Below are 24118 nucleotides of genomic sequence, written 5' to 3'. Positions count from 1 at the left end.
TACAAAAAGCGGCTCGATGGCCGGGTTCTTGAAAGCGTCGCGCTGCGTTCACAGCAATTTACGCTGCTATAAAAACAAATCTATTCCGTGCGGAAAAGCTTCTTTTACCTAACCGTATCTTTTTTTCTGAGCGTGGTCGAACCGTCGAATGGCATTTTGATGCCATTCGCCCTATCCTAGGCAGTTGTCCAAAAACTTCCGCTAAAAATCCCCCGACGATCTACCGACCTGATCAACTCTAATAAATTCATGAATCAAAAAAAATGAAGATACCTACTAGGCGTGTACTACGATCTAATCCTAATGTTGTCCCAGTGCCACCAAAAAGTGGCATAGACACCTTTCTCACTAGAGCATCAAGCGCAGCTCAAATCGGCGCAGTACTACTTGCCGGATTCGGCTATTTTTACACCGTCCTGCCAGTTTTCCAAAACCAAAAACTACAAGAAGATAACGCCCAACTTCAGATGAACAACACAAAACTCCAAGCAGACACTAAGCGCGAGGAAGAAAAGCTAGAAAAACTTACAACAGACTACAAACTTCAAAGCGAAAACCTACAGACACTTCAAGCACTTCTACTAAAAGAAAAAAATAAACTAGCAGAAACGTCAGTAAAGTTAGAACACGCAGAACGGAGGGAAAAACAAGCAAAGCTTTCTGTTAGCAAGGCAAATGAAAGACTTAAAAAAGAGCTTTCATCCCTCGATCTTGCACGCTGGAAGATAGTTATGATGAACTTTGTCCAATTCAGTTACATAGGCACTCTCACAGGGTACGAAAAGCTTTCAAACGCTCTATACGGCGAAAAAGGTGATGGTGCAGAATTTATCTTGAAAGCGAAAGAGCCTTGGCCGGACAACTTGGAGCCACTCAGATACGGTATAGAAGTAGCTAGTAGTAGCTCAAAAGAAATTCCCGCAATTTATTACGAAAGAATAAAGACCCACATTGAAGGGCATGCAAACGAACTAGCTTGCCCAAAGCCAGACTTTGACGCGCTGGCAGAAGGGTATTTAAAAGAACTAAAAACAATAGACTCTGCCGCCAAAAATGATGCGCTCACTGAAATAGACCGTCAGAGCAAAGCTGCAGAAAAACAAGGAAGCAAGCTACTTGTACGAGATGCGGACATTGAAAGTATGACCCTTGGGTATCAGTTATCCAGAAAACTGGTTTTACAGCGTAAGTATCGCGAAATCATTCTCGACAAGAACGAATCCTGCAGAAACTCCCTTCAAGATTACTTCAATACAGTCCGGAAAGACCTAGGCATCCCATCGGACGAAACATAATTCAAATGAGACCGGATCATTGCCTATACCTGCCGGGCGATCCTGCCCGGCTTGGCTCACTTTGAAGACCTGTTCTATCACCGACCTATGCAGCATCCCTCATATAGCTCACCGCACAATCAACCCAGGCAGAACCGGCCCGAGCCAACTCCCTCGCCTTTCCCTCACTGATCCCAAAGTGTTTTCCCACACGCACCATGGCCCATTTTTCGCCGAAGTACAGCCAGAGAACATCGCCCATTTGCTGATCCCGATGTGCGAGCCTGGCAACTGCATTGTCGATAGCAATCGCCCAGTCATCCGTGATGCAGTAGTTCTTGCTCGAAGACGGCTGGGCTACTGCTTGGCGCATCAGCGCTAAAGTCGGTGACGTGTAACCAGGAATTCCCATTCCATCCATCCTCCACCAGCCCCACTGCTCAAGTAGGTATTCGGTGTCCCCCAATGGTCGGCCTGCTGGCTTACGAATCATCATGCTTTCAATCCCCTGTGTAATTTGTTCCGCCCGCTCCCAGGCGGTTCGATTGTTCATACTGACTCTGCGGCCCGGCCATGATTGGCGTACCTTTCAGTGCCAAAATTTCACGCTGAACCTGCTGCAATTTGAAATTTAGCTGGGTGACTAACTCATCCGACGAAAGCACCAACTTGCTCCCACGCACCACCCAACCTGAACCATTGCAATCAGTGCAAACCAACTCATAAAACAGCCCCTTCACTACAGCGTTCCCATTGCAAATCGAGCACGGCTCCAACTCGATCCGCTCTCGCCTAAAGCCAAGCCCCAGCCCTTTCTGCATGATTTGAAACCTCGCCTATGGTTGTTTCTTCAATGGCCTTGCAGGCCTTATGGTCTGTGGCTCGCAGCGAATTACCAGAATCTTCAAATCTAAAGCCGGTCAATCCGTGAATCGCTGCAAAGCCTTTCTGATCTAGATGTGCGTGCCACTGCTCGAGGGCATCACGTTTGCGGCTCATCACGTCCGACTGGATGTACACCTTCACGTTGTGGCCCATCGCGTGATTGATCAGCAGCTCGCCGATCAGGTGGTCAACACCAAGGTCCGCCCAGCCGGTGCGGGCCACCTTGCGCAGGTCGTGACTAGTCCAATCGCCCTGCCCCAGCCGCGTGTACACGGCGCAGGCCTGCCCTTCGCTGATCGGCTTGCCGTGGCGGGCCGGGAAAACGTATTGACCGGTATAGCCGTTGGCGTACTGCCATTCGCGGTAACGGATCAGGATCGCGCACACCTGCTCGGTCAGGGGTAGGTGATGCTCGACGCCGGTCTTCGTGTGATTGCCGGGAATGAACCATTCGCGCTCGGCCAAGCTGATGTGCGGCCACTCGGTGAGACGACTCTCGCCAATGCGCGTACCGTGGCAAAGCTGGAGCAAAGCCAACATTGCGTCAGCGGGTGCCGAAACGAAGGCGTCTGCCAGACGCTTCAACAGGCCTTCCAACTGAACGCCGCGAAGACGGGACGGCTTGACGCCGACCTTCGCCTTGGAAAAGTCGTTGAACCGGATCGTCGCCATCGGGTTGGACATGATCATTCCCAGCTTGGCAGCCTGCCGGAATGCCAGGGCCAGCAGCTGGAACGCCGATCGCACGTAGTCGATGGAAACCGTCTCTTGCAGGGGCCACATCAACAAAGTGTCGAGCGTGGCCTTGTCGAGGCTGATCAGCGGCAGTTCGCCGAGGCGCGGTTTCAGGTGGCACTTGATGATCGAGGCACCGGTGCCCTTTCGCTTGGTCGACAGGTTTCGGTCTCGCGACATCCGATCGGCAAACCAGTCGAGCAGCTCGCCTACGGTATCCCACTTCGACAAGGCGGCCCCTTCGCCGGCGGCGAGACGCAGGCGAACCGACGGCAGTGCCGCGACGATCTGCTTGTGGTTCAGCTCGGGAAAGGTGCCAATGTGATTCCACTCCCCTTTCAGCACCAGGTACCACGACCCACCGGAGCGGGCCTTGTTGAAGCGCAAGTACAGGCCTTTGTTTTCGAGATCTCGCACGTCCTGCACAGTGCCGGCTGCTTGGCGCTTGATCTCGGCTTCGGTGATCTTCACCGCTGCGGTGCTCATGCAGCCCCCTTCACGGTAAGAATTCCCGCCCGGATCAGGGCTTCGTGGGTTTCGGCAATGGCGCGCGGCATATCCGACCAATCGACTTCGCCGGCGGCACGGCCATCGATCACGTCGTGGCAGGCACTGCAGGCGTACACCGCGACAGTGTCGAAGCCCTTCATGCGCATGCCTTTTTGCCCGCATGGCAGATGCGCGAGGACCGTGGTTTCCAGGTTGTGATTGCAGGTACCCGGCATACGGACGGTGCAGTCCTGGCCTCGGGCTGAGTTGCGCAGCTTCTTAGAACTCACTCGCATACCGGCTTCCCCGTGACGACATCGATCACTTCGAACGTGCCCGGCCACATCCACGATCCGTAGCGTTTGGCCATGGCCTGATCGGCGAACAGCGCCAACGCGTGATCAGGTGGCGAGCTCAGATCGACCTTGAACGAACAGCAGAACACTGCCCAACGGTAGGTCTCGATCTCAGGGACAGCGAGGCGACGATTAGGCATGACGGACACCCCCTGAACGCATGGCGCGCAGCTCTGCCAACGCCTTGTTTCCTACTTCAGGCGTCCGGCGACCATCGACACGGGCTGGCAATGCCAGTGGCATCTTTTGCAGCGGCAGGCCATCGATCAAGCGCCGCACAGTGATCACGTAGTTACGCTCGAACAGCTTGCGCGCCAGCGAGGTATCCAAACGGTTCAGGCTTTCGAAGCCGGACTCCTTGGCCGTGTGCCAGATCGCGTCGTGCGACCAGTTCGCCTGGCCGGCCATCGATGGATGAACATTTCGGCACGCTTCGCGAAATGCCGTTTCGAGCGGCGGGAGGCCGAGCATTTCCGGGGTAGGCTGGCACAGATAGATGAACTTGCCGACGCTCGGCGCGAAGTCAGAGCCAAGCTTCCGGCAGCGTTCGATGCCGAAGCGAATCTGCTCGATCGTCGTGATTTTCTCGGCCATGAACGCCTTGGTCCACGTAGCTTTCGCTGCGCTGGTGGCCTCTTTGTCAGGCCATGCCTGCTTCCACGCCGGAAAAATTGCCATCAGCTCGCGAAACAAGGCGTTGATGACCTGGACAGTCCCCGGGTCAGCCTTCACTGGCGCGACCTCGGCCGACGCTACGCTGGGCAACATTTGCAGCACATTCGAAACGGACTTCATCACAGACCTCCCAGGTCATCGCCCCAGCTGGTGTCGTTGAAATCAGGCTCTTGACCACGGCCCGCGGCCTGCACACGTTCACGCTTTACCCACTGCACCAGCCGGTGGCACCAGCCAGCCGAGGTATCGACCGTGGCCGGTTTGGCGACGAAGAACCCCATGAAAGCCCGCACCGCTGCGTCAGGTATCGCATCAGCGGGAAGGCGAGCGATTGCGATTTGATCCGACAGCGCCTTCTCGTTCGGTACCCAAGTGGCGAACATGGCGAAGCGCTGGCGATCATCATGCGACTCGATGGCAGCGCTGTTCTGTTCGGCGAGAGCGGCATCAATCTCGCGCTGCTGCTGCTCTTCGGTTAATTGATGGTTAAGTGACGGATTGGGTGCAGCCGCTGCACCCCGTTCTGTCGTAGGTTGCACCCCGTTCTGTTTTGAACTGCACCCCGTGCCGTCATTTGCACCCCGATCAGAACGGGGTGCAGCATTTGCACCCCGCAATAGCTGAAGGTCATAAACGACTGGGCGGCGGTCATGACGGTCGATGTGAACGGCGGCGATCGCCTGATTGCCCTTCATGATCAGCCCGGACTTCTCTAGGTCATCAAGCTTGTAACGCACGGTGCGCTCGGACAGCCCGGTGTCTTGGGCCAGAGTCGTCGCAGATGGGAAAGCGCCTGCGCCATTCGATCCGGCGTAGTTGGCCAGGCACAGGAGAACGTGGCGCGCACTGGCATCCTTGAGAACTTGCGTGGGCAAAGACAGCGCCCATGACATTGCTTGAACACTCACAAAGAAGCTCCGATATTCAATTCGGCCAGACTTGATGACATGCGTCGCGACACGCTTCGGGGACTCTGAAAACGTGTCGCAACATTTTTCTGGGTATTGCTAGAATTTGGCTGGCTCTGCATAATCGGCCCTCTCTAGTTTTGCGAATCAGCCGACCTTCACCGTCGGCTTTTTTGTGTCTGCTATTCAGGCTGCCTTCACGGACTGCTTGAACACCTCCAGGCTTACGATCACCTCCTCAGCTTCCTTAAGCAGGCTCGTTTTCTCGACCGAGCAGACTCGCCCGTCAGCCTGTGCGTCGAACGCAAGCCGGGTTACGTCGGCAAGATCAGCGTGCAGCCGCAGAAGTGCGGCATTGAGGTTGATTCCTTCCGGCTTTTCCTTCGGAACCAGGTCGAAACCGAACACCTCAGCCCACGCTTTGAGCGGACGGAAGTCTTGGGTGAACTTCATCACTCGATGCAGTTCTTCCACGTTCATCTTGTGGCTGTCGTAATTCGGATTGGCCTTCTGCGACAGTAGTGTGCGACTGGTGAAGTCAGCGCCTTCGGCAATCTTGCTCGCGCCGTGGGTGTCGACTACGTCGTAGATCGCGCTCATCAATTCCTGCATGTCACACCTCAAAAATTGTTACGTGGCTTTGCGCCATCAGTGACGCGATCATTTGTTCATCAAATGATCCGGGGCGCCCCATGACCGACTCTTCAGAACTGCATGGCGAGATACCGCCCTTTGCTGCTTGGTGGTCGCCTTGGCTTCCACCCTTCCCTCACCTGCTCAGCTCAAGCTATGGCGTGCGTTTGAGCGCGATGCCGGCCCTCTTGCGGAATCGTCTCGTGGCTGATGTGCTGCGCGGTTTTGCGCACTCAACGGTTTCGCTCAGTGCGAACCGCGGTCAGGCGGCAGTGCGCTTTGCGGACTGGACTGGAAAAGGGCGCAACTCTTCGGCGGTGTACTTACCATCCTCATGTTCAATCACGTACACCTCCCGGCCCACGCGGATTGCCTTGTTAAGGGCTCCCTGAGTCATACCAAGCAGCACCGCTGCTTTGGTCTGTCCGTTGGTTTCTGCAAATTCAGATAGCGGGATTCGGCCCATCGCCAGAACTCCATTGGTTCACTTAAGGGCAGGCTATCTCCATCGGAGATATTAAGCAACTCCACAGGAGATGGCGAGGTATTGCCATTGGGAATATTCTTGAAAGATGAGCACAGAACGACGCGATCTAGAGAGTTGGGAAAAGCAGGAGTGCGCAGCGCTCAAATCCGCCCTTGCCGAACATAATGCGAAGCTGCCTAAAGGCAGAAAGCTGACGCAGGAAGAAATTGCTCACCAAGTCGGGATGAGCCAAGGCACGCTTGGTAGCCACCTGAATGGTCATAGGCCGGTGACTCAAAAGCTGGCTGTGGCAATGGCAAAACTGCTTGATATTCCTATTTCAAAATTCAGTACGAGGCTTGCCGATCAGATTGCGGACATGGCCGCTGTAGTTGGCGATACCTCTAATCCTGACTCAACTAATGTCGGCGAAAAAACCGACGTGGAGAGCTCGCAAGCTCTTACCAAAGTCGCGATTAACGACAGACACAAAGATCCGCGTGAAGTGATCATGGCGCTATTTCTAATCGCCACGAAGGCGTCAATCACCGGCCTCAGTGAGACTCACGCAAAGCAGATACTTGGCATAAGGGACGAAATGGTCCATCCAAGAAGCGAACCATATAGCACCCTGCCAAAAGGTCTTGATGGAATTGCCGCAGCAGCCTTTAAAGTTTCCGAGGAAGGCGGCTTTTCCAATGATCTCTTCTCAATGCTTGAGCACGGGTTAAGCAAACACAGCCACAAGGAACAGGCAAAAGAGAATGTCCGCCCAAAAAAGTCTCGTACCGAGCGAAATTGAGCTCGGCCTGTTTTTGACGGGAAAACACGTAGAGGATCCGGCCGTTTGTGGGCAGCATCCTCTTTTTTACGGCATCGTCCAACTTAAGGGGCAGATGCGCTACAACGCGTACGTAAAAATGATTCCCGCCAGGCTGGTATATGCGGAGGTACTAGCCTCTCTTCTTGGTCGCGCTCTCGGTTTGCCGGTCCCGCTCACCATTCCGGTTTATGCAAAAGGTCAAACTGTCGGCATTACGGCCGCTCATGTCCTCTGCGTAGCAAGCCTTGACTGCGGCGCAGCTCCAATTGGAAGAATCGCAAGGCTTGACGACGTCAACGATCTGCTCACTAAGTGGACGCATATCCGTACGGCAATCGTGTTTGATGAGCTGATAGCCAACGCCGATAGGAATCTTAAGAACATCTTGCTAGGAGCCGACGGCAAGATATGGCTTATCGATCATGAAGAGGCTTTAAGAGACCCTCTGACTGCGGCTCACAGGCAGATACAGAACTATCTACTAAAGCGGCTATCTGAAGACTTGAGCCAATTCGAACTTCGACGTACAGCGCAGAGGTTGAAGGAAGAGTCGCTTGGGTTTGTGGATATCGATATCTCTGCTGAAGCGCTGAACGGCATGCCGACGGCGTGTCAGGTTACAGGCGCACACATGGATGCCGTGGTACAGTTTCTCACCGACCGAATTCAGCACATGCCGAAGCTTCTCGAGAGCGGCCTAGGCCTCAGTCAAACACATTTAGATCTGAATTATGACCGTCCACGCGCCTAACATTGAAGGAATTCCAGATTTCCCCACCTTCGAAGCACAGTGGGCGCCGATCTATTTGGAGCCTATAGTCGAGTCTGGAGAGCGCTTAACCATTGGCGTAGTTGCAGGGGTTGAAGGGCAAGTTTCTGGCAGCCTTACAATTACCGATAAGGCTCTTCAATGCTTGTATGGTGAGTCCGCGCCAGGAATGAAGGCAATGATGGAGATTGCTCTCAAGAAGGCGTTGGTTTACGCCAAAAAAGGATTCGTCCAAGGCTATTCATCTGGAATCCATGGTGTCGTTCTAGGGAAAGCCCGCGAAGGGATCGGTTACGACCTCGAGGACATCATCTCCCAGGGAATAGATCTCTGCTCAAGCCTCAGCTTAATTCACAACGAGGACATTAAGTCCAGCCATGATAGGTCCTCCTATTGGAAGCGTGTTCAGAAGGCTATGGAGCGAGTAGATAAGACTCTTGTGCCGCACTTTAACGTACCTGTTGATGTCACAATTCGCGGCTCTAGACTGGCCTTGCAGTGCGACTATTTTTCTTCTCGAATCGCAGTTAACGTCTGTGCTTTTTCGGGCAACTATCGCTTGGCTCAACTTTTTGACGCGGCCACTTCTAAGGTATTCAGGCTGGAGCAGCTCAAAGACCATGACGCCCTCATTCGACACGATCACAAAGCGGCAATGATGCTTGTGGTACCGCAGGACGCCGTAATCGAACAGCTGAAGCCTGTAGCGATGAGAACCTACAAAGACCGAATTCTAATGTTGGAAGACATGGCAGACAAAAAAGACTTTGATCTCGTCATGGTTCGCAGTGCATTCGAAGGTGCAAAGCAAATACAAAGACTCGAAAAGTCAGCCGCTTAGCCAACAGATAGCCCTTCCCCAAGCCCGCCAATGAGCGGGTTTTTTATCGCCCGGAGAAATTAATATCTCCACTGGAGTTGACATAAATATTTCCATGGGAGATATTTAATTCGACGCAGCGACACACAGCCACTGCGAAGGGTCTTCAAGAGACCCGCCGCTCTTTAACAATCAGTGCAAAAACAAACCAACAGACCGCATTGCCTCTACCGGCGACCGGCGAGCGGACAGGCCCGAAAGCCTGCCAACGACAGGGAAAACCTTGTACGGCTGCCCGATGGTGAAACGCCAGAACCGAGTGAATGACCCGGCAAGCTATGCGCCCCGCCCCTTCCGGCGGCAATTGGACGGAAAGCATCACTGAGCAGCCTTCTCGCGAGGGCTGCTTGGGATGACAACCGACAGGTAATCAACCATGAAGCACGCAACAGAAATTGCTCAGGTCGAAATGCACCCACTGATGGAACAGCGCGTCGATGTTCTGCGCGTCCTGATGATTCGCACCCAAGCAGCGCGCGAGACGTTCGCACGGCTCGCCGGCCTGGTGATCCCGGAAAAGAAGGTGCGCTTCCAGGTGAAGACAGTCGGCAAGGCTTTCCATGTCGTGGATCTGTCCACCGGCAAGACCAAGGCGTTTCGCTGGACCTACAAAGCAGCGCTCGACATGGCGATCCAGTTCGAAGAGAAAGCCAACCGGTCAAAGGTTGGTGAGCAGTGATTGGTGTGCCGATGCCAGATCCGCGCGAGCAGATCACCGACCACCTAAACCGTGCGCTGGACGATTTCTTCGGCGCCGGGAAACAGGTTCAACACGTCGACCTTGGCGTGTCCGGAGAGCGCGAGCTCACCTTCGGCACCGCCTACGGCGACAAGCTCCGCGCCAAACGCGACAAGATCGCGCCCGATCTCAAGCGGCTGGCAGACAGCGGCGCCAACCTCTACCAAGCCTGCAAAGCGTTGGACATCGGCCACAAACGGGCCCTGCTCATCGCCAAAGAAAACAACGTCAAATTCAAAGACTGATGAAACGATCCTCCAACCGGGCGGCCACGCGCCGCCGACAGACCTGGCTGGACTTGCCGGCCAGCGGAATTGAAGAGGTAGGCCATGGCCGAAGTACAGGAGCCAACGAAGGAAGCCATCAAGCAGAAGAAAAAGCGCGAGAAGGCAGCAGCAAAGGACGCTGCATTGGGCGTCGAGAAGTTTACGGTTGAGGTGGCCGGCGTGTTCAAGCCTGACCTCAGGCGGGTCATGAAAGCCCACGGCATCGACAACCAGCAGGACGTTCACCAGAGGCTGCTGATGAACCTAATCGCGACGGACTTCGATACCCAAGCCAAGATGCTCCAGTGTGTCACGACACCTTTTGTAGTTAGTGAAAAGGTGTCGCGAGCTTTTCACGACGAAAGCATGCTCATGATTCAGCAGGATCCTGGAGTAGAAATTATCCACCCAACCAACCTTACTTGAATCTACTCCTGATTCTCTGGCTCAGGGTTGTCGATCTCTGCCTCAGTCAGTTCATCCGCATGTACATCCCAAGCGGAAATCAGCCAGTGTGGTAGCTGATCGTGCCGCTTTACAGCAACGCGCGAATTCCCGTAGGACATATGAGGCAGAAGCACTGTCCTGACGAGAAGGCTGTCGGGGTTAACCTGTACAGGCGCGATGAGGTCAGGTGCTGCAGTGATGTCCTCACGCGACTGCAAATAAAGGGGTACCACGTACGTCATTCTGCCGAAGTACCACTGCGGTAGATGGAGCCCTCGGTTGATCGACCACTGGATTGCGCCTGAAATTGCGCACATTTGCGCAACCCTAGGCGTTTGAGCAAGCCACGGGAAGCGGCCTGCGTTATCGCCCAAGATGTGATCGTGCATCATGACGATCTCAGCGCGCGCAGGCAGCTCAGGCTCGCGCGGAATATCTGGGGGAATCGGCAACTGAGGAGCTGAGATCTTCGATCCAGCCGCCACTAAGTAGTAAGGCTCACGCCCTGGATTCTTGTTTTTCGCAAAAGCAAGGTACAGCGGGGTTCCGTAGCGCGTCTGGAGGTGTCCAGCAGTGACGTAGAACTGGTTTGAGCTCTCCGTATACCTCCCCTGCTCGATGCTCCATGCGACGTGAACGGCCAAGTACTTTTTCAGCACGTGATTATTTGCGCCCCACTTTTGAGAGAGCGCCTCGACGCCGAGGCTGTCGATCAGATCTTTCGGAATAAACGCGAACTTGTTGAATCGCTCAACCACCTTGTTCGTGTAGGGATCCCCGAGGTGCTGCATCAGCTCTTGCTGCTCGAACATCTTCCATTCCTTGTTTTGCAATGCGTTATCTGGCCGCCGCCCCTCGCGGTCGGTGTGCTATCAAACCCCAATTAACATGAAATTGCCACCATGCCGCCACCAGTCACGGGGGGCGGCGCCTGACTGGAGACATTCCATGAACCACAACTGCGCATACCTGCGGCAGCACTATCAGGTGCCCGCCGAAATCGGCCGCCGCGTCATCGCCTACGGAAAGCCCGGTGTGATCCTGGCCGATCGCGGCCACTACATCGGCGTGGTGCTGGACGAAGACCCGAAGAAGCGAATCGGCAACTACCACCCAACGCACGAAATGCAGTACGGCGAAATGGCCGAGACGCTACCGCTCAAAGAGTGGCTCGTCCTACCGTTCAAGCATGACTGGGATGATCTCGACTGGAATCGAGAAGCCCGCGAAGATCTGGTCAGGGTGTGGGCAGCTACACGAAGTCAGGCCAAGTACAAAGCCTATGAGCGACTTCAGGATTACTGCCACAGCATCAAGGCGATGCAGACTTCAAGGTCCGGCGCGCCTTATCCGCCCTCACCTACTGCGATAAACTCTTGTAACCAGCGCGGCAAGCTGCTCGCGCGAACGAGCAGGATTGGCAATCAGTCGAAGGCACCCTTGCGTGAACGAGATACTCCGCGAGAAACCATCGCGTCAGAATTCAAAGATGCTCTGAAAGTCAGAAACCCCGCAACAACGATTCCACCGCCACCTCTCCACTAAGTAGTTATGTCATTGCAGTTAGCTTAGAAATAAATTCAAATCCACAAATCTGGATTTCTATTTTTCACCATCTTAAACTTCTTAAATGCACCCCTAACTTTAAATACCTCAATAGAGTTTTCGTAACCACCCAGTACGCTGGAGACATCGCCTCTTGACAGACCGCTATTACAACCAACGATAACTTGTCGCAGCTTTATCCTATCACTCAAAGATTGAAGGAGAACATTTTGCGCTCGATCTTTTTTTGAGATATCTACAAAAACCCTGTACTCCCTTTCATATTTCCAATGCGAATACTTTGTCGAGACAAACTCCTCCAACCATTGTCTATACCTTGACTTCGAGAGAATATCTCCGGCATCCATCGCAAGCCTAGATGGTGAATACTTAACTTTTACAAGATCATCTTCGTCTATATCAAACCCCAAGCAAACTCCTTTATGTTTGTCTGCATAGTGCGCCCATTGCACAGGATTTGCGTAAGAAGAACTAAAGCAAAAAAGTCCTACATTTTCTGAAAAATGGCGTTTTAAAGCCAAAACTGCTTTTCGGGCTTTTGGTTCAGTTAAATCATGGCAAAGCATTTCGAAGGGGTCGTTTAGATCTTGAATTGTCGCAATCTTAAGACGGTTATGCTCTATATTTTGAAGACCGTGTTCCGCATTACAGAAATGATACATCCGCTTCATAACCATCCTGGCACCCATGCATATTGTGGTTTTCTTTGGTATTCATCCGAAGTAGCCTTGACACCCCCTTGAAAACGAACCACACCAGCCGGCGAGGATCGCCTATGACCACTGGAATCGATTTATTCGCGGGTTCCGGTGATGCATCTATATACCTTGCGATCGCTGCTCACCGGTATTTTGCATCTACCGCGCCAGCTTCAGTTTCAGTACACCTTCAAAACTACGAACCGCTCGATCTAGCTCATCTCCAAATTCATCTTGCTCGCGCAGTCTATTTCTGAAAACGATCCGGCGGGAGTTCAAAAACTCCAAGTGGTCCTCGCGCTCATCCTCGGGCTCTGAGGGATCTCTTGACAGCAACAACAAGTTTACATAATCGGCATACTCATCGATTAGACGCTTAATCTGCGTAGCTCTGGAAACGACCTCCTCACCCCAGAGAGCTTGGGCCTCGAACAACGATGCTGCCATCTGTGCATAAGACTCCTGAAGAATCTCTATTCGGCGACTGAAGCCCAACTCCTGACGGGCGTGTCGATCTTGAGGGCTGCCTGAAAAAACCGGATCACCCTCTCGCCTTACCTCATGCGAGTAAATGGCTCTTGCTCGATACTTTTTAAAATGCTCTACCGTACGATATAGATCAACCAGCAATCGACGAGCCAACTCGTGGTCGTTTTGCCCTCTGATTTGCCGCCTCCAAGTTGCAAGGCCAATAAATCCGATGATCGCGGCAGTTATCACACCCACACCGGATATCACCGTTCCTATTACCGCAAAAACGTCCTTTGTCAGCGCCCAATCCACATCGGAAATCACCAAACAGATCGACATAGCTAGCCTCCATTCAATCATAGCGATAGTAGCGCCGAGGTATCCTCCATGCCCACAGAAAATAAACGGTTGAGCCGCTTCTGACATTGGCGACCGGCGACGCACTTGATGCGTCGACCTGGTACGATTTCGTCGAACGCCTCCTTTATCACTGCAACGGCGCCGGCGTTAAGTGGCACCACTCCGCGGCCGTGATTTTCACCGTGCAGACCAAACGAATCGACTACGCCGAAGGTCGAGTCGTGTGCCAGGAGGGTCGGTCGTGGTTCAGCCCCAAGGAATACTGGGTCGACCTCGACGAAGAGGAAGGCGCAGAAATCGATCAGGCTCTGATGGCTGATCGGGAATGCGGCTTTATGGATCTGGACGATGACGGCCAGGGTAATATCTCGCCGAGTTCGATAACCGCACCGTCACCGAATGGAACAAGCGCTGGGAGATCGTGAACAGCCTTCATTACTATGCCTGGGAATTCTAAGCGATCAAGGCTGCCATCCGCGACGGCGCGCTGGCCTACACGCCGAAGTAATAGAAAATGCTTACTATCTGATACCAATTACTTTGAATCCTTGAAGACACTTTGAGCGAGTCTTGGGTGTATGTAAGTGCCAAGCAATAAATGTTCAACAACGTTCATCGCGAGATCTAATTGCTCCGCACTACTTGGCTTTGCCTCATGGGCGGAAGCGTTGCCGAGAGATCTCAACTTATGAAGGATGGAAGCGTCAACTTGAGTAATTGCTTTCTTTAGTGAAAGATCATTAATTTTTTTATACAAACTATCACCCTCTGCATTGAGGTCAACGCATATAGACTCGACAACGACTCTAATACCAAGACCTGCGAGAATTCTTTGCCCGGCGTTCATCGCGTCAATAAGCTCGTCATACGCTTGACGAACACCGATAGGTAGCAAGAATGAATCTTTGATCTTAAACCTGCCAGCGGTGCGATGGGGGAATATGTCTACCTGAGTCCACTCGAAATCTTCCCCAGTTTCTGGATCATATGCGTGAGATTCGGAATCGGCGTATTCACTACGAAAACAAAGAGAGTCGCAATTCTGACATTGAACTATTTGATAAGATTTCACCGACCCAAAATTATCCTCATCAATGCAGTCTTCCAGAGAGGTTAATACCACGTGCTTCTGCGCAATTCGACACTCACCGCAGATGATCTTAAGTTTCTCACCAGCAGTTTTATCCTTGATGATCTTTCGTTCCATGTTTAACTGCTCCTAATGATTTTTGGCCCTACATCAGAATACTCTTTTAGCCTCCCCCCTTCAAAGTTAGCCGCTATAGCGGCAAGGACGAGCTCGCCCATGGAATTGATAAAACTGATTCAGCCAGCCCCTGTCGTGCGCGACGCAAACGGCTGGTTCCAACATCCAGACATGCCCGACTTCGATGAGGGCGACGGTGAAAAGTGCAAAGCATGGGTAGCGGAACAGGGGCTGACAGTTTCGCAGGCCCGCCTCGAGTACGCCGACGAAGCTGTTGCCGATCGCTACTTCGAATCCGGCGACCCGGACTTCAGCTACTGGGACCCGGCCCGCCCTGACGGCGAAGGCTGGTTCTGCTTGGCCATGCACGACACCGACGACGGCCCAGTCTGCTGGTGGGCACGTCGGGAGGTGACGCCATGATCTTCGCCCCGATCTACATGACCTACCTCATCTACAAGGGGCCGTGGCGATGAACGAACGTGAAATGCTGGAACTGGCTGCAAAAGCCGCTGGATACGATACATCTCACCCGATGAACGCCAAGCGCTTGAAGATGGAACCGCCTGTTGCCGCGCTTCTCGTTCGAAAGGATGGGGATGTCGTGACAACGGGTTGGGATCCTCTGACCGACGATGGCCATGCTCTTCGCTTAGCTGTTCAGCTCGGGATCTGCATCGTGTTTATGGAGGACTGCGATTCGGTTGGAGCCGAGCAGTCAGCACATGGAGTGATGATCATCGAGGCGATGGACAGTTACGGAACCCGCCGAGCAATCGTCCGGGCCGCAGCAGAAATCGGCAATCGGCAGTGAACCGCGTGTTCAGCGTCCGCACCGAGGAGCTGGCCGGCCCGGCGCTGGACTGGGCAATCAGCGCGATCGAGTCTGACCAGCAGCCCGTGGCTGGCCAGCTGGATCTATTCGCCCTGCCCAACGTCGAGCAGCTGATCACGAAGTACGGCGTCTGGGTCGATGTCGGTCACCGGCAACCGTGGCTGGCCGACGCGACAAACGACCCATTCAACCGCCAGATCGGCGAAACCTGAGCAATCGCCGTGTTCCGCGCCGTGGTCTTCGCCATCCGCGGCGCCACGGTGAAGGTCCCCGCCGAACTCATCCAGCAGTAACCCCTCCCCCTACTCAACAGCCTGCCGGTGTACGGCGGGCGAGGAATTCGTATGTCTGAGAAAAATATCAAAGCCATCATGGAACAGGCTCAAGTGTTCGCTAGCAGCTGGTCACTGATTGACGGCCCATTCGCCGCAGACGACCAGCTCGAGCGCGCTGAAGAAGAGAAAGCGGAACTGAAGAAACTCGTCACCGGCGCGCTGGAGGGGTCGCTGAATGCCCCGCAGGACGTGGGCGAAATGATCCAGTCGTTACTGGCTTGGCACAAGCGGCAGGCCGAGCAGGTGCAGATGATCATCGACAACGCGAAGGAAGGCGTGACGCTTCAGCTGGGCATCGACGATCCCGTCGAGATCGCTTTGACAAAAGACATGGCCAAGGGATTGCGGATCGGTCTCGTGCTGGCCCTCGAGCGCCTCGGCAAACTCCCGATCAGCGTCAGCCATGACGACGATGACGAATTCGATCAGGACGAAGACGAGTAGCCCAGCAACCACCTTCTGCTGCCCAGCGCGGCACCGCCCACCCGGGCAAGGAAGTGCGCCATGACCATCACGAAGATCATCAAGGGCCCGCACCACTTCGGCGGCTTCTGGTGGGTCATCGCTGACTGCAACGGCACCAAACAGCACATGTCCTTCCGCACCGAACAACAGGCTCGCGCCATCGCCCCAGGGCAGGACAGCGTGACCCTTCATTAAAACCTTCTGCCGCCGCCGGCGGCGTGGAGAATCCCATGGAAACCGAAATCCTCTCTGACGAGGAACTGGCCGAACTCACCGGCTACAAGGCCAGGGCCTACCAACGCCGCTGGCTGATTGATCGCCAGTGGGTGTTTGTCGAAAGCCGGGGCAAGCGCCCGCTGGTGGGCCGCATGTACGCCCGCATGAAGCTGGGCATGATCAGCCCTACCATTGCCGACCCGAACCCACCGCCGGCCGCGCCGGCATGGACGCCAGACTTTTCGCGAGTGAACTGATATGCGCCCCCGCAAGACCGAGCATCATCACCTGCCACCTCGGATGTACAAACGATCCCGAAAACGCAAGAACGGCACCACCTGGACAGCCTACTACTACCGTGACCTGCTCGGCAAAGACATACCGCTGGGCAAGGATCTCGACAAAGCCCGGTTGAAGTGGGCCGAGCTGGAAGCCAAGGAAAAGCCGCTCGACCTGCGCACCATGAAAGGCATCTTCGATCGGTACATCCGCGACGTGGTGCCGAAGAAGGCGCCCCGCACACAAAAGGACAACCTGGCAGAGATCAAGCAGTTGCGGCCGATGTTCGACAGCGCTCCGATTGACTCGATCACTCCGGCGACGATTGCCGGATATCGAGATGCACGATCGGCAAAGGTTCGGGCGAACCGCGAAATCGCTACCCTCTCCCATATTTTCAACATTGCCCGGGAGTGGGGCCTGACGACAAAGGAAAACCCCTGCCAGGGTGTGCGCAAGAATAAGGAAACGCCGAGGGATTATTACGCGAATGACGTGGTTTGGGAGGCGGTGTACAAGAAGGCAGCTCAAGAGCTGAAAGAAGCGATGGACCTGGCATATCTGACCGGCCAGCGGCCGGCAGACGTGCTGGTCATGAGGAAGGATGATGTTGAAGGCGGGTATCTGACCGTTCAGCAAAACAAGACTCAAAAGAAGCTTCGAATCCAGATCACGGCCGGCGGGGAATTAAACAGCCTGGGCAAGCTGATCGCGGCAATCACAGAGCGAAATGCCCAGCACCTTTCGAGTTACCTGATCATCAACCGGAGCGGTAAACGGATGACAGCCACAATGCTGAGAAAGCGCTGGGATGCTGCTCGAGAAAAGGCGAAAGCGGCAGCGCTTGAAGTCGGCGACGAGTTGTTTGCAGCCAAGATCGGCGGCTTTCAATTCCGAGATATTCGGCCAAAAGCTGCATCGGAAATCACCGACGTCGGCGAGGCGAGTCTGCTGCTGGGGCACACCAAAGGCGACATCACGGAGCGGGTTTACCGCCGTGTCGGCGCCATCGCCAAACCATCAAAATAGCCCGAATATCGGTTGGATCACTCGAAGCTGGCCCCTTTTGAGTGTGATCTGCATCTCTGATAAGTATTGGTAGCGTTTTCACAACTCTCAGGAATCCCCGTCCTTCCAAAAATGGACTAATAAAAAATAATAAAATTGGATCTACACCCCACCAAACATAGCCTTTAGAGTCAACAAAATAAGCACTTTCAAAAGCTTAGCTTGTCTATCTACTCAATCTGGAGGAGTTCTAATGTCTCGCGAAAATTGGTTCGAAGTATCTCCTGGTGCAGCAAAAGCCATGACCGGTTTGCATCATTACGTCACCACGGGTACGGACCTACCGCCTTCAATAATCCACCTGGTGTTTCTTCGGGTATCGCAGATCAACGGATGCGCTTATTGCATAGATTTGCATTCTCGCGATCTCATCAAAGAATACATGTCGGTGGATAAAGTCCTTATGGTGCCGGTCTGGCACGAAGCAGCATATCTATTTTCCGATCAGGAACGTGCTGCGCTGGCTTGGGCTGAAGAAGTGACTCGGGTTGGAGAAACCCACGTATCCGACGACGCATATGCGGCTGCCTCCGCCGTATTTACAGCTAAAGATCTAGTCGATTTGACCGCGACAATCGCCGCCATGAATGCATTCAACCGTATGGGTGTCACTTTCAGGCTGAAGCCAGCTGCCAAGGCTTAATCACTCTTCAGATAATCCCGATTGCCCGGTGAGGCAAGGCTGCTGGTTCACGCCGAAGGCGACATCACCGATCTGGCTTACCATCGGATCGGTGCCATAGCCAAACCATCGAAATAGCCCGAAAATTCGTTCCATAACTCGAAGCAGGCCCCTTGTAGAATGCGGTCTGTAGAGGTGCTGAAAAATGAAAGTAATGGGACGAAAAATCGCTACAAGCCGCAGCCTGATTGCGTCAATGTAACGGTCTTGAAAACCGTCGACTGTAACAGGTCCATGAGTTCGAATCCCATCGCCTCCGCCATCTTATGTACGACAAAGCCCTGATTATTCAGGGCTTTGTCGTTTCTGGCATCCGGGAATTTTACTCCTCTCCCTCAGGATGGTTTGCGCATCTTTTCGGTCATTTCCGCCCCCCTGCTCTTCCGACACGGCTGCGCGCGCCCCCAAAAAAATTTAGTTCCTCCACCTCGCAACTGAGGGAGGCAGCTGTCTTCAACATGCGGTTTTCAGTCAAAAGCCGACAGTCCCAAAATCAAGCGTTCTGACGTCCGAAACCTGACGATTGTGTTTGGAATGTAGAAAAGTCTTTCCCTGATTCGCTCCTGTTTCCACAAACCCCTCGAGCCTAAAGTTCGTCCTGCCAGCAAGATCACACTTACTTCAGGGAATCTCATCATGAAAACTGCAATGATCATCGTCGCACTCTTGGGCTTCAGCTCTGTGGTAGCGGCACAGGACGGTAATGCCAAGAATCAACAGGTCGAGCAATATGGCTACGGCACCCACCTTGATGTCGCCAAGGTCATCTCTGAAGACCCGGTGCCGGATATTTGTGCAGTCGTACCGACACACATGACCTACCAGGATTCGCAAGGCAAACAACACGTACTGGCCTATAAGGTCATGGGCCGGTGCAGCCAGGGCTAAGTAACCTGTTCGCCGATCATTGCGCCTCGGGAAGTTGCTTCATCGAGGCGCAAATACCTTTCTGCCCCGCAGCGTTTCAACCGATAAGTGCTTTGGCCGTGGCTGCCAGCTGACTGCCAACCTGATCTTTCAACGTTTCGATGAAACGCGTGATTTTTGCATCGACGAACTGTCGCGAGGTATAGACGGCATACACGTTACGCTCGTAGGTATGGTAGTCAGGCAAAACCCGCACCAGCTTGCCGGAGCGCAGATCGTCGATGGCCGTGAAACCGGCCAGCAAGCCAATCCCGGCACCCTCTCGAATGGCAAGCGCCATCGCATCCATATCGTTGACGCTGAAACTCGGCCCTGTCGGGATAAATGTCGCGTCCCCCGCCTTGCTTTTGAGCTGCCACTCATCCCGCGCATAGTCCACCGTACCCAGCAGCAAACACTGGTGATCACGCAGATCTTCAGGCGTCTCAAGAGGCGCATGCCGGGCCAAGTAGTCTGGCGACGCCACCAGAACACAATGGCTGACACCGATCTTTTGGCTGACGTATGCGGAATCGGGTAGCGCTCGGGCGATCAGAATCGAGACATCCAATTGGTCTTCCAGCAGGTTAGGCATGCGTTGCGAAAGCAGTAAATCCACGGACACATCCGGGAATTGCTGGCGGTAATCCAGCACGGCCCGCGTGACCAGATGCCGAGCCAACCCGGGGACGCAATGCACCCGCAGTGTTCCCCGAGGCTCCAGCGCCGCATTGCTGGCTTCGGCTTCGGCACTTTCCAGATCAGCCAGAATTTTCGTGCAGCGCTCATAGAACCGTCGCCCCGCATCGGTGACCGACAGGCGCCGCGTCGAGCGCTGCAACAGACGTGCGTCGAGCACGTTTTCAAGCGCAGATACAGCACGCGATACGTTACCGACCGTGGAGTCCAGATGATTGGCCACGGCCGTGAAACTGCCCATCTCGACAACCTTTATGTACACCGACATGTTCGAAAGCTTATCCATCGCGACCTTCCTGTGGATCTGGCGCACACCCGTGATAACCGCTTTTTTCAGGATGCTACACGGTCGGCCCGCAGCCCGATATTACCTCTGCAGACAACAATGATTCCCTTTGGCCCGACTAAATCAACGGGCCCTCCTTCCATAGACTTGGTTGCACAAGCTTCCTGATCAGGCTTTGCAGTACAGCCCATCAGGCACCGAGCTTCATACGAATCTCACAACCAACTGAAGGCCACATCATGAAGACTTCCTACGATCCGCTTTATCTTTTCATCGGTGGTGAATGGCTCAACGCCGAAGGGCGCGAGACTGCCGCCGTTGTTAACCCGGCAACCGGCCGGGAAATCGGACGCGTCCCACTCTCCACCGCAGACGACCTTGATCATGCTCTGGCAGTGACTCGCCTGAGCTTCGAGCAATGGCGCCAAACCGTGCCCGACAAACGCGCAAAAATTCTCAAACGTGCCGCCGACCTGATCCTCGAACGTGCACCGCAGATTGCTGCGCAGATGACCCTGGAGGAAGGCAAACCGCTGGGTGAAAGCCTGGATGAAGTGACCCGCGCGGCGGAGTATTTCGAATGGTTCGCCGAAAGTGCCCGGCGCATCGACGGCCGTGTGGTCCCGGCCAATCGACCAGGCGTGCTGCAACTGGTCAAACGCCAAGCCATCGGCCCGGTGGCCGCATTCACGCCGTGGAACTTCCCGGCCATCACCCCGGCACGCAAACTCGCGGCAGCGCTGGCTGCGGGTTGCAGCGTCATTCTCAAGCCAGGTGAAGAAAGCCCCTCCACAGCGCTGGCCCTAGCGCGTGCACTCGACGATGCAGGATTGCCCAAGGGTGTGCTGCAAGTGGTCTTTGGCGTACCGGATCAAGTGTCCAGCCATCTGATCGCCTCGCCGATCATCCGCAAAGTGACGTTCACCGGTTCGGTGCCCATCGGGCGCCTGCTCTCTGCACGAGCGGCTGAAGGCGTGAAGCCCATCACCCTCGAACTGGGTGGGCACGGACCGGTTCTGGTATTCGAAGATGCCGACATTGAAAAAGCCGCCATTGAAGGTGTCGCCAATCGGTTTCGCGGGACCGGGCAAGTGTGCATTTCATCCACTCGGTTTCTGATCCAGCGTGGTGCCTATCAAGCCTTCGTTGATCACTTTGTCGCTGCGACCCAGGCCCTGCGGATCGGCGACGGCTTGCATCCTGACACCCAGGTCGGACCGTTGGCCAACCCAAGGCAATTGGCAAAGATGGAAGAACTGGTCGCCGACGCCGTCGAAAAAGGTGCACGGGTATTGGTCGGTGGTGAAGCCTTGTCAGGCGAAGGCTACTTCTTCCAACCCACGGTTCTGGCGGATGTGCCGATGGATGCCCGCGTGATGCACGAAGAGCCTTTCGGCCCCATCGCCGTACTGATGCCGTTCGATGAACTGGCTGATGGTTTGAAAGAAGCCAACCGCCTGCCCTACGGCCTCTCTGCCTACGCGTTCACCTCCAGCGCTCGCACTGCCATTGACGTCGCGGACGGATTGGAGGCCGGGATGATCGGGATCAACCAATACCGCATCGTCGCTACCGAGCTCCCCTTCGGCGGGATGAAAGAAAGCGGTCACGGCTCCGAAGGTGGCATTGAAGGTATCGAGCACTATCTCACCCACAAATTCATCAGCCAGGTTTAAGGAGCTCGCCCATGTCCAGGATCAACTTCAACAGTCCTCGCGAAGCCGCGCGCGCGTTCACGCCAAAGCTGGCGCAATTCGTGGACTCGACACTTTATCCGCAAATCTGGAGCGATCCGGCGCTGTCCCCGCGCGACCGTAGCCTGATCACCGTGGCGGCATTGATTGCCGCTGGTCACTCGGAAGAGTTGCCTGCCCACTTACGCCGCGCGGCTGGCAACGGTGTAACCCAGGACGAAATGGCGGCAGCGATCACGCACCTGGCTTTCTATGTGGGCTTCCCTGGCGCCATCACTGCTTCTGCTATTGCCAACGCCACGTTCAGCGAAACGGAGAACAACTGAATGAAAGCCATCAACATCAGAGAATTCGGTGCGCCAGACGTCCTTGAACTCGTCGAAGTCGCCAATCCTGAAGTGCGGCCTGACGACCTGCTGGTACGTGTCTATGCCGCCGGGGTGAATCGTGCGGACCTGACTCACCGGACCGGTGGGTACGGCCGTCCGAATTTCGGCGACTCAATGATCATCGGTCTGGAAATCGCCGGCGAAGTGATCGGGAAAGGTAGCGCGGTGACGGGGTTCGAAGCAGGAGATCGAATCATGGGCGTGGTCGGAGGCGGTGCCTACGCCGAACTGGCACGCATCGATTACCGCATGGCCATGCACATCCCGGCGCAGCTTGACTATGTACACGCAGCGGCCATTCCCGAGGTCTTCGTCACGGCCCATGAAGCGATGATGCATCTGGCTCGGCTCAAGGCCGGCGATTCAGTGTTGATTCATGCGGCCGCCGGCGGCGTCGGGTCTGCCGCGGTGCAGCTGGCTTACGCCACGGGTGCCACGGTGTATGCGACGACCGACGGCAGCAAGTTGGCGCGTGTCGAGCATTTGGGCGCTGACGTGGCGATCGACTACAAGACGCAGGATTTCGCTGACGTAATCGCCGCCAAAACCCAGGGGCGCGGCGTCGATGTCATCATCGACTTTATCGGGGCGCCCTACTTCGCACGCAACATCGCGTCCCTTGCAAAGGGCGGTCGCCTGGTTCAGGTGGGCATCCTCGGCGCAGGCGGCAACGTGACCGTAGCGCTGGAGGACATTCTTTACCGCCATTTGCAAATCATCGGCACGGTGATGAAGTCGCGTACGCAGCCGGAGAAGCACGACATGATCAAGCGCTTCCGCGAGCACTGGCTTGATCGCTTTGAGGGGGCCGCAAGTCTTGAGCCTGTCGTCGATAGCACCTTTGCGTTATCACGGGCTGCCGATGCTCACCGCCGAATGGAGTCTTCCGAGAACGTCGGGAAAATCATTTTGACGATGCAGCCTGAAGACTTGCTTTGAGTCTGGCCAAAACGGGATGAAGACGCCTCCCGGAGAAATCGGCAAGACTATCTTGCTAACATCGCGCGCTCCAGCCCAATTGCACGAAGTAAACGCAGGTATTTACATGTTCGACAGAAGCGATTTCGATCAACTATCGAGTGACCAGCAGATTTGTAGTGCTGCACGAAGTGAATGTCGCGGTCTCTACTACGTCACCTATCCAAACGACGCCTTTCGATATTCTGAGTCGCAGGAGACCATCAGAATAACTCGCGCACCCAAACGACATGGTGAAGACGGACTGAAATTCTGGCTCCAGGCGGAGTACCTGGATTGGCGACCTGAAAGTGACAGCCGTTTCCCGCAACACGTATCCGACGCCAAGTTTGAGAAAATCCCGGAAGCTGTTTTCAATCAGATGATTGTGGATCGGACGATTGATTTGATTGCTCCGCTCAAGCAACCGCTGCATGAGCCGACAGGTTTTGTCGGAGCGTTGCTGATGTACTCAATGAAGACGGATTTCATCGTTTCACTGTTCGCGGAGTATGAAGACGAGTACATCCATTTCCACTGGTACACGATTTCATAAGCTCTGGCACCAAGGGCTGACGCGGACGTTTCCGGGGTTTGGAAATGACGAGCCAATAGCGCCAGGCTGTTCACGTGCGCGGACAAAGAGGCCCGCCAGAACGG

At 54.7% G+C, this 24118-nt stretch carries 34 protein-coding genes and 1 pseudogene; 22 read left to right on the top strand and 13 right to left on the bottom strand.

Annotation, left to right across the window (positions count from 1 at the left end; all coding sequences use genetic code 11):
• Window positions 1-263: 263 nt before the first annotated feature.
• Entirely contained in the window at window positions 264-1295 is a 1032-nt protein-coding gene (locus PDR5_RS13290; RefSeq protein ID WP_156669329.1) for a hypothetical protein, read from the top strand.
• Window positions 1296-1380: 85 nt separating this feature from the next.
• Here the strand turns inward: PDR5_RS13290 and PDR5_RS13285 are convergent, their stop codons facing one another.
• The 8 genes from PDR5_RS13285 to PDR5_RS13245 form a co-directional block, all read right to left on the bottom strand.
• On the bottom strand, window positions 1381-1770 hold the full coding sequence (locus PDR5_RS13285) for an antiterminator Q family protein (RefSeq protein ID WP_172829530.1): 390 nt from the start codon (window positions 1768-1770) through the stop codon (window positions 1381-1383).
• A 296-nt stretch (window positions 1771-2066) separates the two neighbouring features.
• The gene (locus tag PDR5_RS13275) at window positions 2067-3380 is read right to left on the bottom strand and encodes a tyrosine-type recombinase/integrase (protein ID WP_064596140.1); all 1314 of its coding nucleotides are present in this window, start codon (window positions 3378-3380) and stop codon (window positions 2067-2069) included.
• Window positions 3377-3679 (bottom strand): nuclease domain-containing protein, encoded by a 303-nt coding sequence (locus tag PDR5_RS13270; RefSeq protein WP_064596138.1) that lies wholly within the window; start codon window positions 3677-3679, stop codon window positions 3377-3379. The genes PDR5_RS13275 and PDR5_RS13270 overlap by 4 nt, the downstream gene beginning before the upstream one ends.
• Window positions 3670-3879: a hypothetical protein gene (locus PDR5_RS13265; protein WP_064596136.1), complete on the bottom strand. Its 210-nt coding sequence runs from the start codon at window positions 3877-3879 to the stop codon at window positions 3670-3672. Before PDR5_RS13265 ends, PDR5_RS13270 begins: the two co-directional genes overlap by 10 nt.
• The gene (locus PDR5_RS13260) at window positions 3872-4534 is read right to left on the bottom strand and encodes a replication protein P (RefSeq protein ID WP_064596134.1); all 663 of its coding nucleotides are present in this window, start codon (window positions 4532-4534) and stop codon (window positions 3872-3874) included. The genes PDR5_RS13265 and PDR5_RS13260 overlap by 8 nt, the downstream gene beginning before the upstream one ends.
• Window positions 4534-5322 (bottom strand): helix-turn-helix domain-containing protein, encoded by a 789-nt coding sequence (locus PDR5_RS13255; RefSeq protein ID WP_442963856.1) that lies wholly within the window; start codon window positions 5320-5322, stop codon window positions 4534-4536. Before PDR5_RS13255 ends, PDR5_RS13260 begins: the two co-directional genes overlap by 1 nt.
• Before the next feature lie 186 nt (window positions 5323-5508).
• Window positions 5509-5934: a phage regulatory CII family protein gene (locus PDR5_RS13250; protein WP_064596127.1), complete on the bottom strand. Its 426-nt coding sequence runs from the start codon at window positions 5932-5934 to the stop codon at window positions 5509-5511.
• Window positions 5935-6217: 283 nt separating this feature from the next.
• Window positions 6218-6421, bottom strand: coding sequence for a Cro/CI family transcriptional regulator (locus PDR5_RS13245; protein ID WP_064596125.1), 204 nt, complete (start codon window positions 6419-6421; stop codon window positions 6218-6220).
• A gap of 106 nt (window positions 6422-6527) precedes the next feature.
• On the opposite strand from PDR5_RS13245, the gene PDR5_RS13240 reads away from it, so the two are divergent.
• From PDR5_RS13240 to PDR5_RS13215, 6 genes are all read left to right on the top strand, one after another.
• Complete coding sequence (locus tag PDR5_RS13240; RefSeq protein ID WP_064596123.1) at window positions 6528-7223, top strand: helix-turn-helix domain-containing protein; 696 nt, start codon at window positions 6528-6530, stop codon at window positions 7221-7223.
• Window positions 7186-7995 carry a HipA family kinase gene (locus tag PDR5_RS13235; RefSeq protein WP_064596121.1) on the top strand — a complete coding sequence of 270 codons (810 nt, stop codon included), beginning with the start codon at window positions 7186-7188 and terminating at the stop codon, window positions 7993-7995. The genes PDR5_RS13240 and PDR5_RS13235 overlap by 38 nt, the downstream gene beginning before the upstream one ends.
• Window positions 7976-8854 carry a hypothetical protein gene (locus PDR5_RS13230; RefSeq protein ID WP_064596119.1) on the top strand — a complete coding sequence of 293 codons (879 nt, stop codon included), beginning with the start codon at window positions 7976-7978 and terminating at the stop codon, window positions 8852-8854. The genes PDR5_RS13235 and PDR5_RS13230 overlap by 20 nt, the downstream gene beginning before the upstream one ends.
• A 415-nt stretch (window positions 8855-9269) precedes the next feature.
• Window positions 9270-9572, top strand: a complete 303-nt coding sequence (locus PDR5_RS13225) for a hypothetical protein (RefSeq protein WP_237233845.1) — start codon at window positions 9270-9272, stop codon at window positions 9570-9572.
• Window positions 9569-9877 (top strand): hypothetical protein, encoded by a 309-nt coding sequence (locus tag PDR5_RS13220; RefSeq protein WP_064596114.1) that lies wholly within the window; start codon window positions 9569-9571, stop codon window positions 9875-9877. The genes PDR5_RS13225 and PDR5_RS13220 overlap by 4 nt, the downstream gene beginning before the upstream one ends.
• An 84-nt stretch (window positions 9878-9961) precedes the next feature.
• Window positions 9962-10324 carry a hypothetical protein gene (locus PDR5_RS13215; RefSeq protein WP_064596112.1) on the top strand — a complete coding sequence of 121 codons (363 nt, stop codon included), beginning with the start codon at window positions 9962-9964 and terminating at the stop codon, window positions 10322-10324.
• Window positions 10325-10326: 2 nt separating this feature from the next.
• Here PDR5_RS13215 and PDR5_RS13210 read toward each other — a convergent pair whose 3' ends face one another.
• Entirely contained in the window at window positions 10327-11157 is an 831-nt protein-coding gene (locus PDR5_RS13210; protein WP_064596110.1) for a DUF3825 domain-containing protein, read from the bottom strand.
• A 136-nt stretch (window positions 11158-11293) separates the two neighbouring features.
• On the opposite strand from PDR5_RS13210, the pseudogene PDR5_RS13205 reads away from it, so the two are divergent.
• Window positions 11294-11727 (top strand): annotated as a pseudogene (locus PDR5_RS13205) (hypothetical protein).
• Between the two features lie 198 nt (window positions 11728-11925).
• On the opposite strand, the gene PDR5_RS13200 reads toward PDR5_RS13205, so the two are convergent.
• Together PDR5_RS13200 and PDR5_RS13195 are read right to left on the bottom strand one after the other, a co-directional pair.
• Complete coding sequence (locus PDR5_RS13200; protein ID WP_064596108.1) at window positions 11926-12582, bottom strand: DUF2971 domain-containing protein; 657 nt, start codon at window positions 12580-12582, stop codon at window positions 11926-11928.
• A gap of 186 nt (window positions 12583-12768) precedes the next feature.
• On the bottom strand, window positions 12769-13419 hold the full coding sequence (locus tag PDR5_RS13195; RefSeq protein WP_064596106.1) for a hypothetical protein: 651 nt from the start codon (window positions 13417-13419) through the stop codon (window positions 12769-12771).
• 86 nt (window positions 13420-13505) lie between these two features.
• Between PDR5_RS13195 and PDR5_RS13190 the strand changes: the two genes are divergently transcribed.
• A complete protein-coding gene (locus tag PDR5_RS13190; RefSeq protein WP_064596104.1) occupies window positions 13506-13865 on the top strand; it encodes a hypothetical protein in 360 nt (119 codons plus the stop codon).
• Window positions 13866-13975: 110 nt separating this feature from the next.
• Here the strand turns inward: PDR5_RS13190 and PDR5_RS13185 are convergent, their stop codons facing one another.
• Window positions 13976-14647, bottom strand: coding sequence for a DUF4145 domain-containing protein (locus PDR5_RS13185; RefSeq protein ID WP_064596102.1), 672 nt, complete (start codon window positions 14645-14647; stop codon window positions 13976-13978).
• Between the two features lie 99 nt (window positions 14648-14746).
• Here PDR5_RS13185 and PDR5_RS13180 point away from each other — a divergent pair, with 99 nt between their 5' ends.
• From PDR5_RS13180 to PDR5_RS13145, 9 genes are all read left to right on the top strand, one after another.
• Complete coding sequence (locus tag PDR5_RS13180) at window positions 14747-15070, top strand: hypothetical protein (protein ID WP_064596101.1); 324 nt, start codon at window positions 14747-14749, stop codon at window positions 15068-15070.
• Window positions 15071-15119: 49 nt separating this feature from the next.
• On the top strand, window positions 15120-15461 hold the full coding sequence (locus PDR5_RS13175) for a hypothetical protein (protein ID WP_082934404.1): 342 nt from the start codon (window positions 15120-15122) through the stop codon (window positions 15459-15461).
• Window positions 15462-15466: 5 nt separating this feature from the next.
• Complete coding sequence (locus tag PDR5_RS13170) at window positions 15467-15694, top strand: hypothetical protein (RefSeq protein ID WP_237233842.1); 228 nt, start codon at window positions 15467-15469, stop codon at window positions 15692-15694.
• 132 nt (window positions 15695-15826) lie between these two features.
• Entirely contained in the window at window positions 15827-16261 is a 435-nt protein-coding gene (locus tag PDR5_RS13165; protein WP_064596097.1) for a hypothetical protein, read from the top strand.
• Window positions 16262-16321: 60 nt separating this feature from the next.
• On the top strand, window positions 16322-16477 hold the full coding sequence (locus PDR5_RS29675) for a hypothetical protein (RefSeq protein WP_156669328.1): 156 nt from the start codon (window positions 16322-16324) through the stop codon (window positions 16475-16477).
• Between the two features lie 35 nt (window positions 16478-16512).
• Window positions 16513-16755, top strand: a complete 243-nt coding sequence (locus PDR5_RS13160; RefSeq protein WP_039772214.1) for a DUF4224 domain-containing protein — start codon at window positions 16513-16515, stop codon at window positions 16753-16755.
• A gap of 1 nt (window position 16756) precedes the next feature.
• On the top strand, window positions 16757-17806 hold the full coding sequence (locus PDR5_RS13155; protein ID WP_064596095.1) for a tyrosine-type recombinase/integrase: 1050 nt from the start codon (window positions 16757-16759) through the stop codon (window positions 17804-17806).
• A 232-nt stretch (window positions 17807-18038) separates the two neighbouring features.
• Window positions 18039-18488, top strand: a complete 450-nt coding sequence (locus PDR5_RS13150; protein WP_064596093.1) for a carboxymuconolactone decarboxylase family protein — start codon at window positions 18039-18041, stop codon at window positions 18486-18488.
• 675 nt (window positions 18489-19163) lie between these two features.
• Window positions 19164-19415 (top strand): DUF2790 domain-containing protein, encoded by a 252-nt coding sequence (locus PDR5_RS13145; RefSeq protein ID WP_064596091.1) that lies wholly within the window; start codon window positions 19164-19166, stop codon window positions 19413-19415.
• Between the two features lie 76 nt (window positions 19416-19491).
• Here PDR5_RS13145 and PDR5_RS13140 read toward each other — a convergent pair whose 3' ends face one another.
• Window positions 19492-20418: a LysR family transcriptional regulator gene (locus tag PDR5_RS13140; protein WP_039772208.1), complete on the bottom strand. Its 927-nt coding sequence runs from the start codon at window positions 20416-20418 to the stop codon at window positions 19492-19494.
• Between the two features lie 239 nt (window positions 20419-20657).
• Between PDR5_RS13140 and PDR5_RS13135 the strand changes: the two genes are divergently transcribed.
• Genes PDR5_RS13135 through PDR5_RS13120 form a run of 4 tightly spaced genes read left to right on the top strand, consistent with a single transcriptional unit; the run spans window position 20658 to window position 24014 of the window.
• Window positions 20658-22094 carry an NAD-dependent succinate-semialdehyde dehydrogenase gene (locus tag PDR5_RS13135; protein ID WP_064596089.1) on the top strand — a complete coding sequence of 479 codons (1437 nt, stop codon included), beginning with the start codon at window positions 20658-20660 and terminating at the stop codon, window positions 22092-22094.
• 11 nt (window positions 22095-22105) lie between these two features.
• Window positions 22106-22438, top strand: coding sequence for a carboxymuconolactone decarboxylase family protein (locus PDR5_RS13130; RefSeq protein WP_064596087.1), 333 nt, complete (start codon window positions 22106-22108; stop codon window positions 22436-22438).
• Complete coding sequence (locus tag PDR5_RS13125; RefSeq protein WP_064596084.1) at window positions 22439-23440, top strand: NAD(P)H-quinone oxidoreductase; 1002 nt, start codon at window positions 22439-22441, stop codon at window positions 23438-23440.
• 16 nt (window positions 23441-23456) lie between these two features.
• Window positions 23457-24014 (top strand): hypothetical protein, encoded by a 558-nt coding sequence (locus PDR5_RS13120; RefSeq protein WP_236190449.1) that lies wholly within the window; start codon window positions 23457-23459, stop codon window positions 24012-24014.
• Window positions 24015-24118: the final 104 nt, after the last annotated feature.

Source organism: Pseudomonas sp. DR 5-09, assembly GCF_001655595.1.
GTDB lineage: Bacteria > Pseudomonadota > Gammaproteobacteria > Pseudomonadales > Pseudomonadaceae > Aquipseudomonas > Aquipseudomonas pharyngis.
Note: the sequence above shows the minus strand (reverse complement) of the source record. Positions and strands in the feature narration are given on the sequence as shown.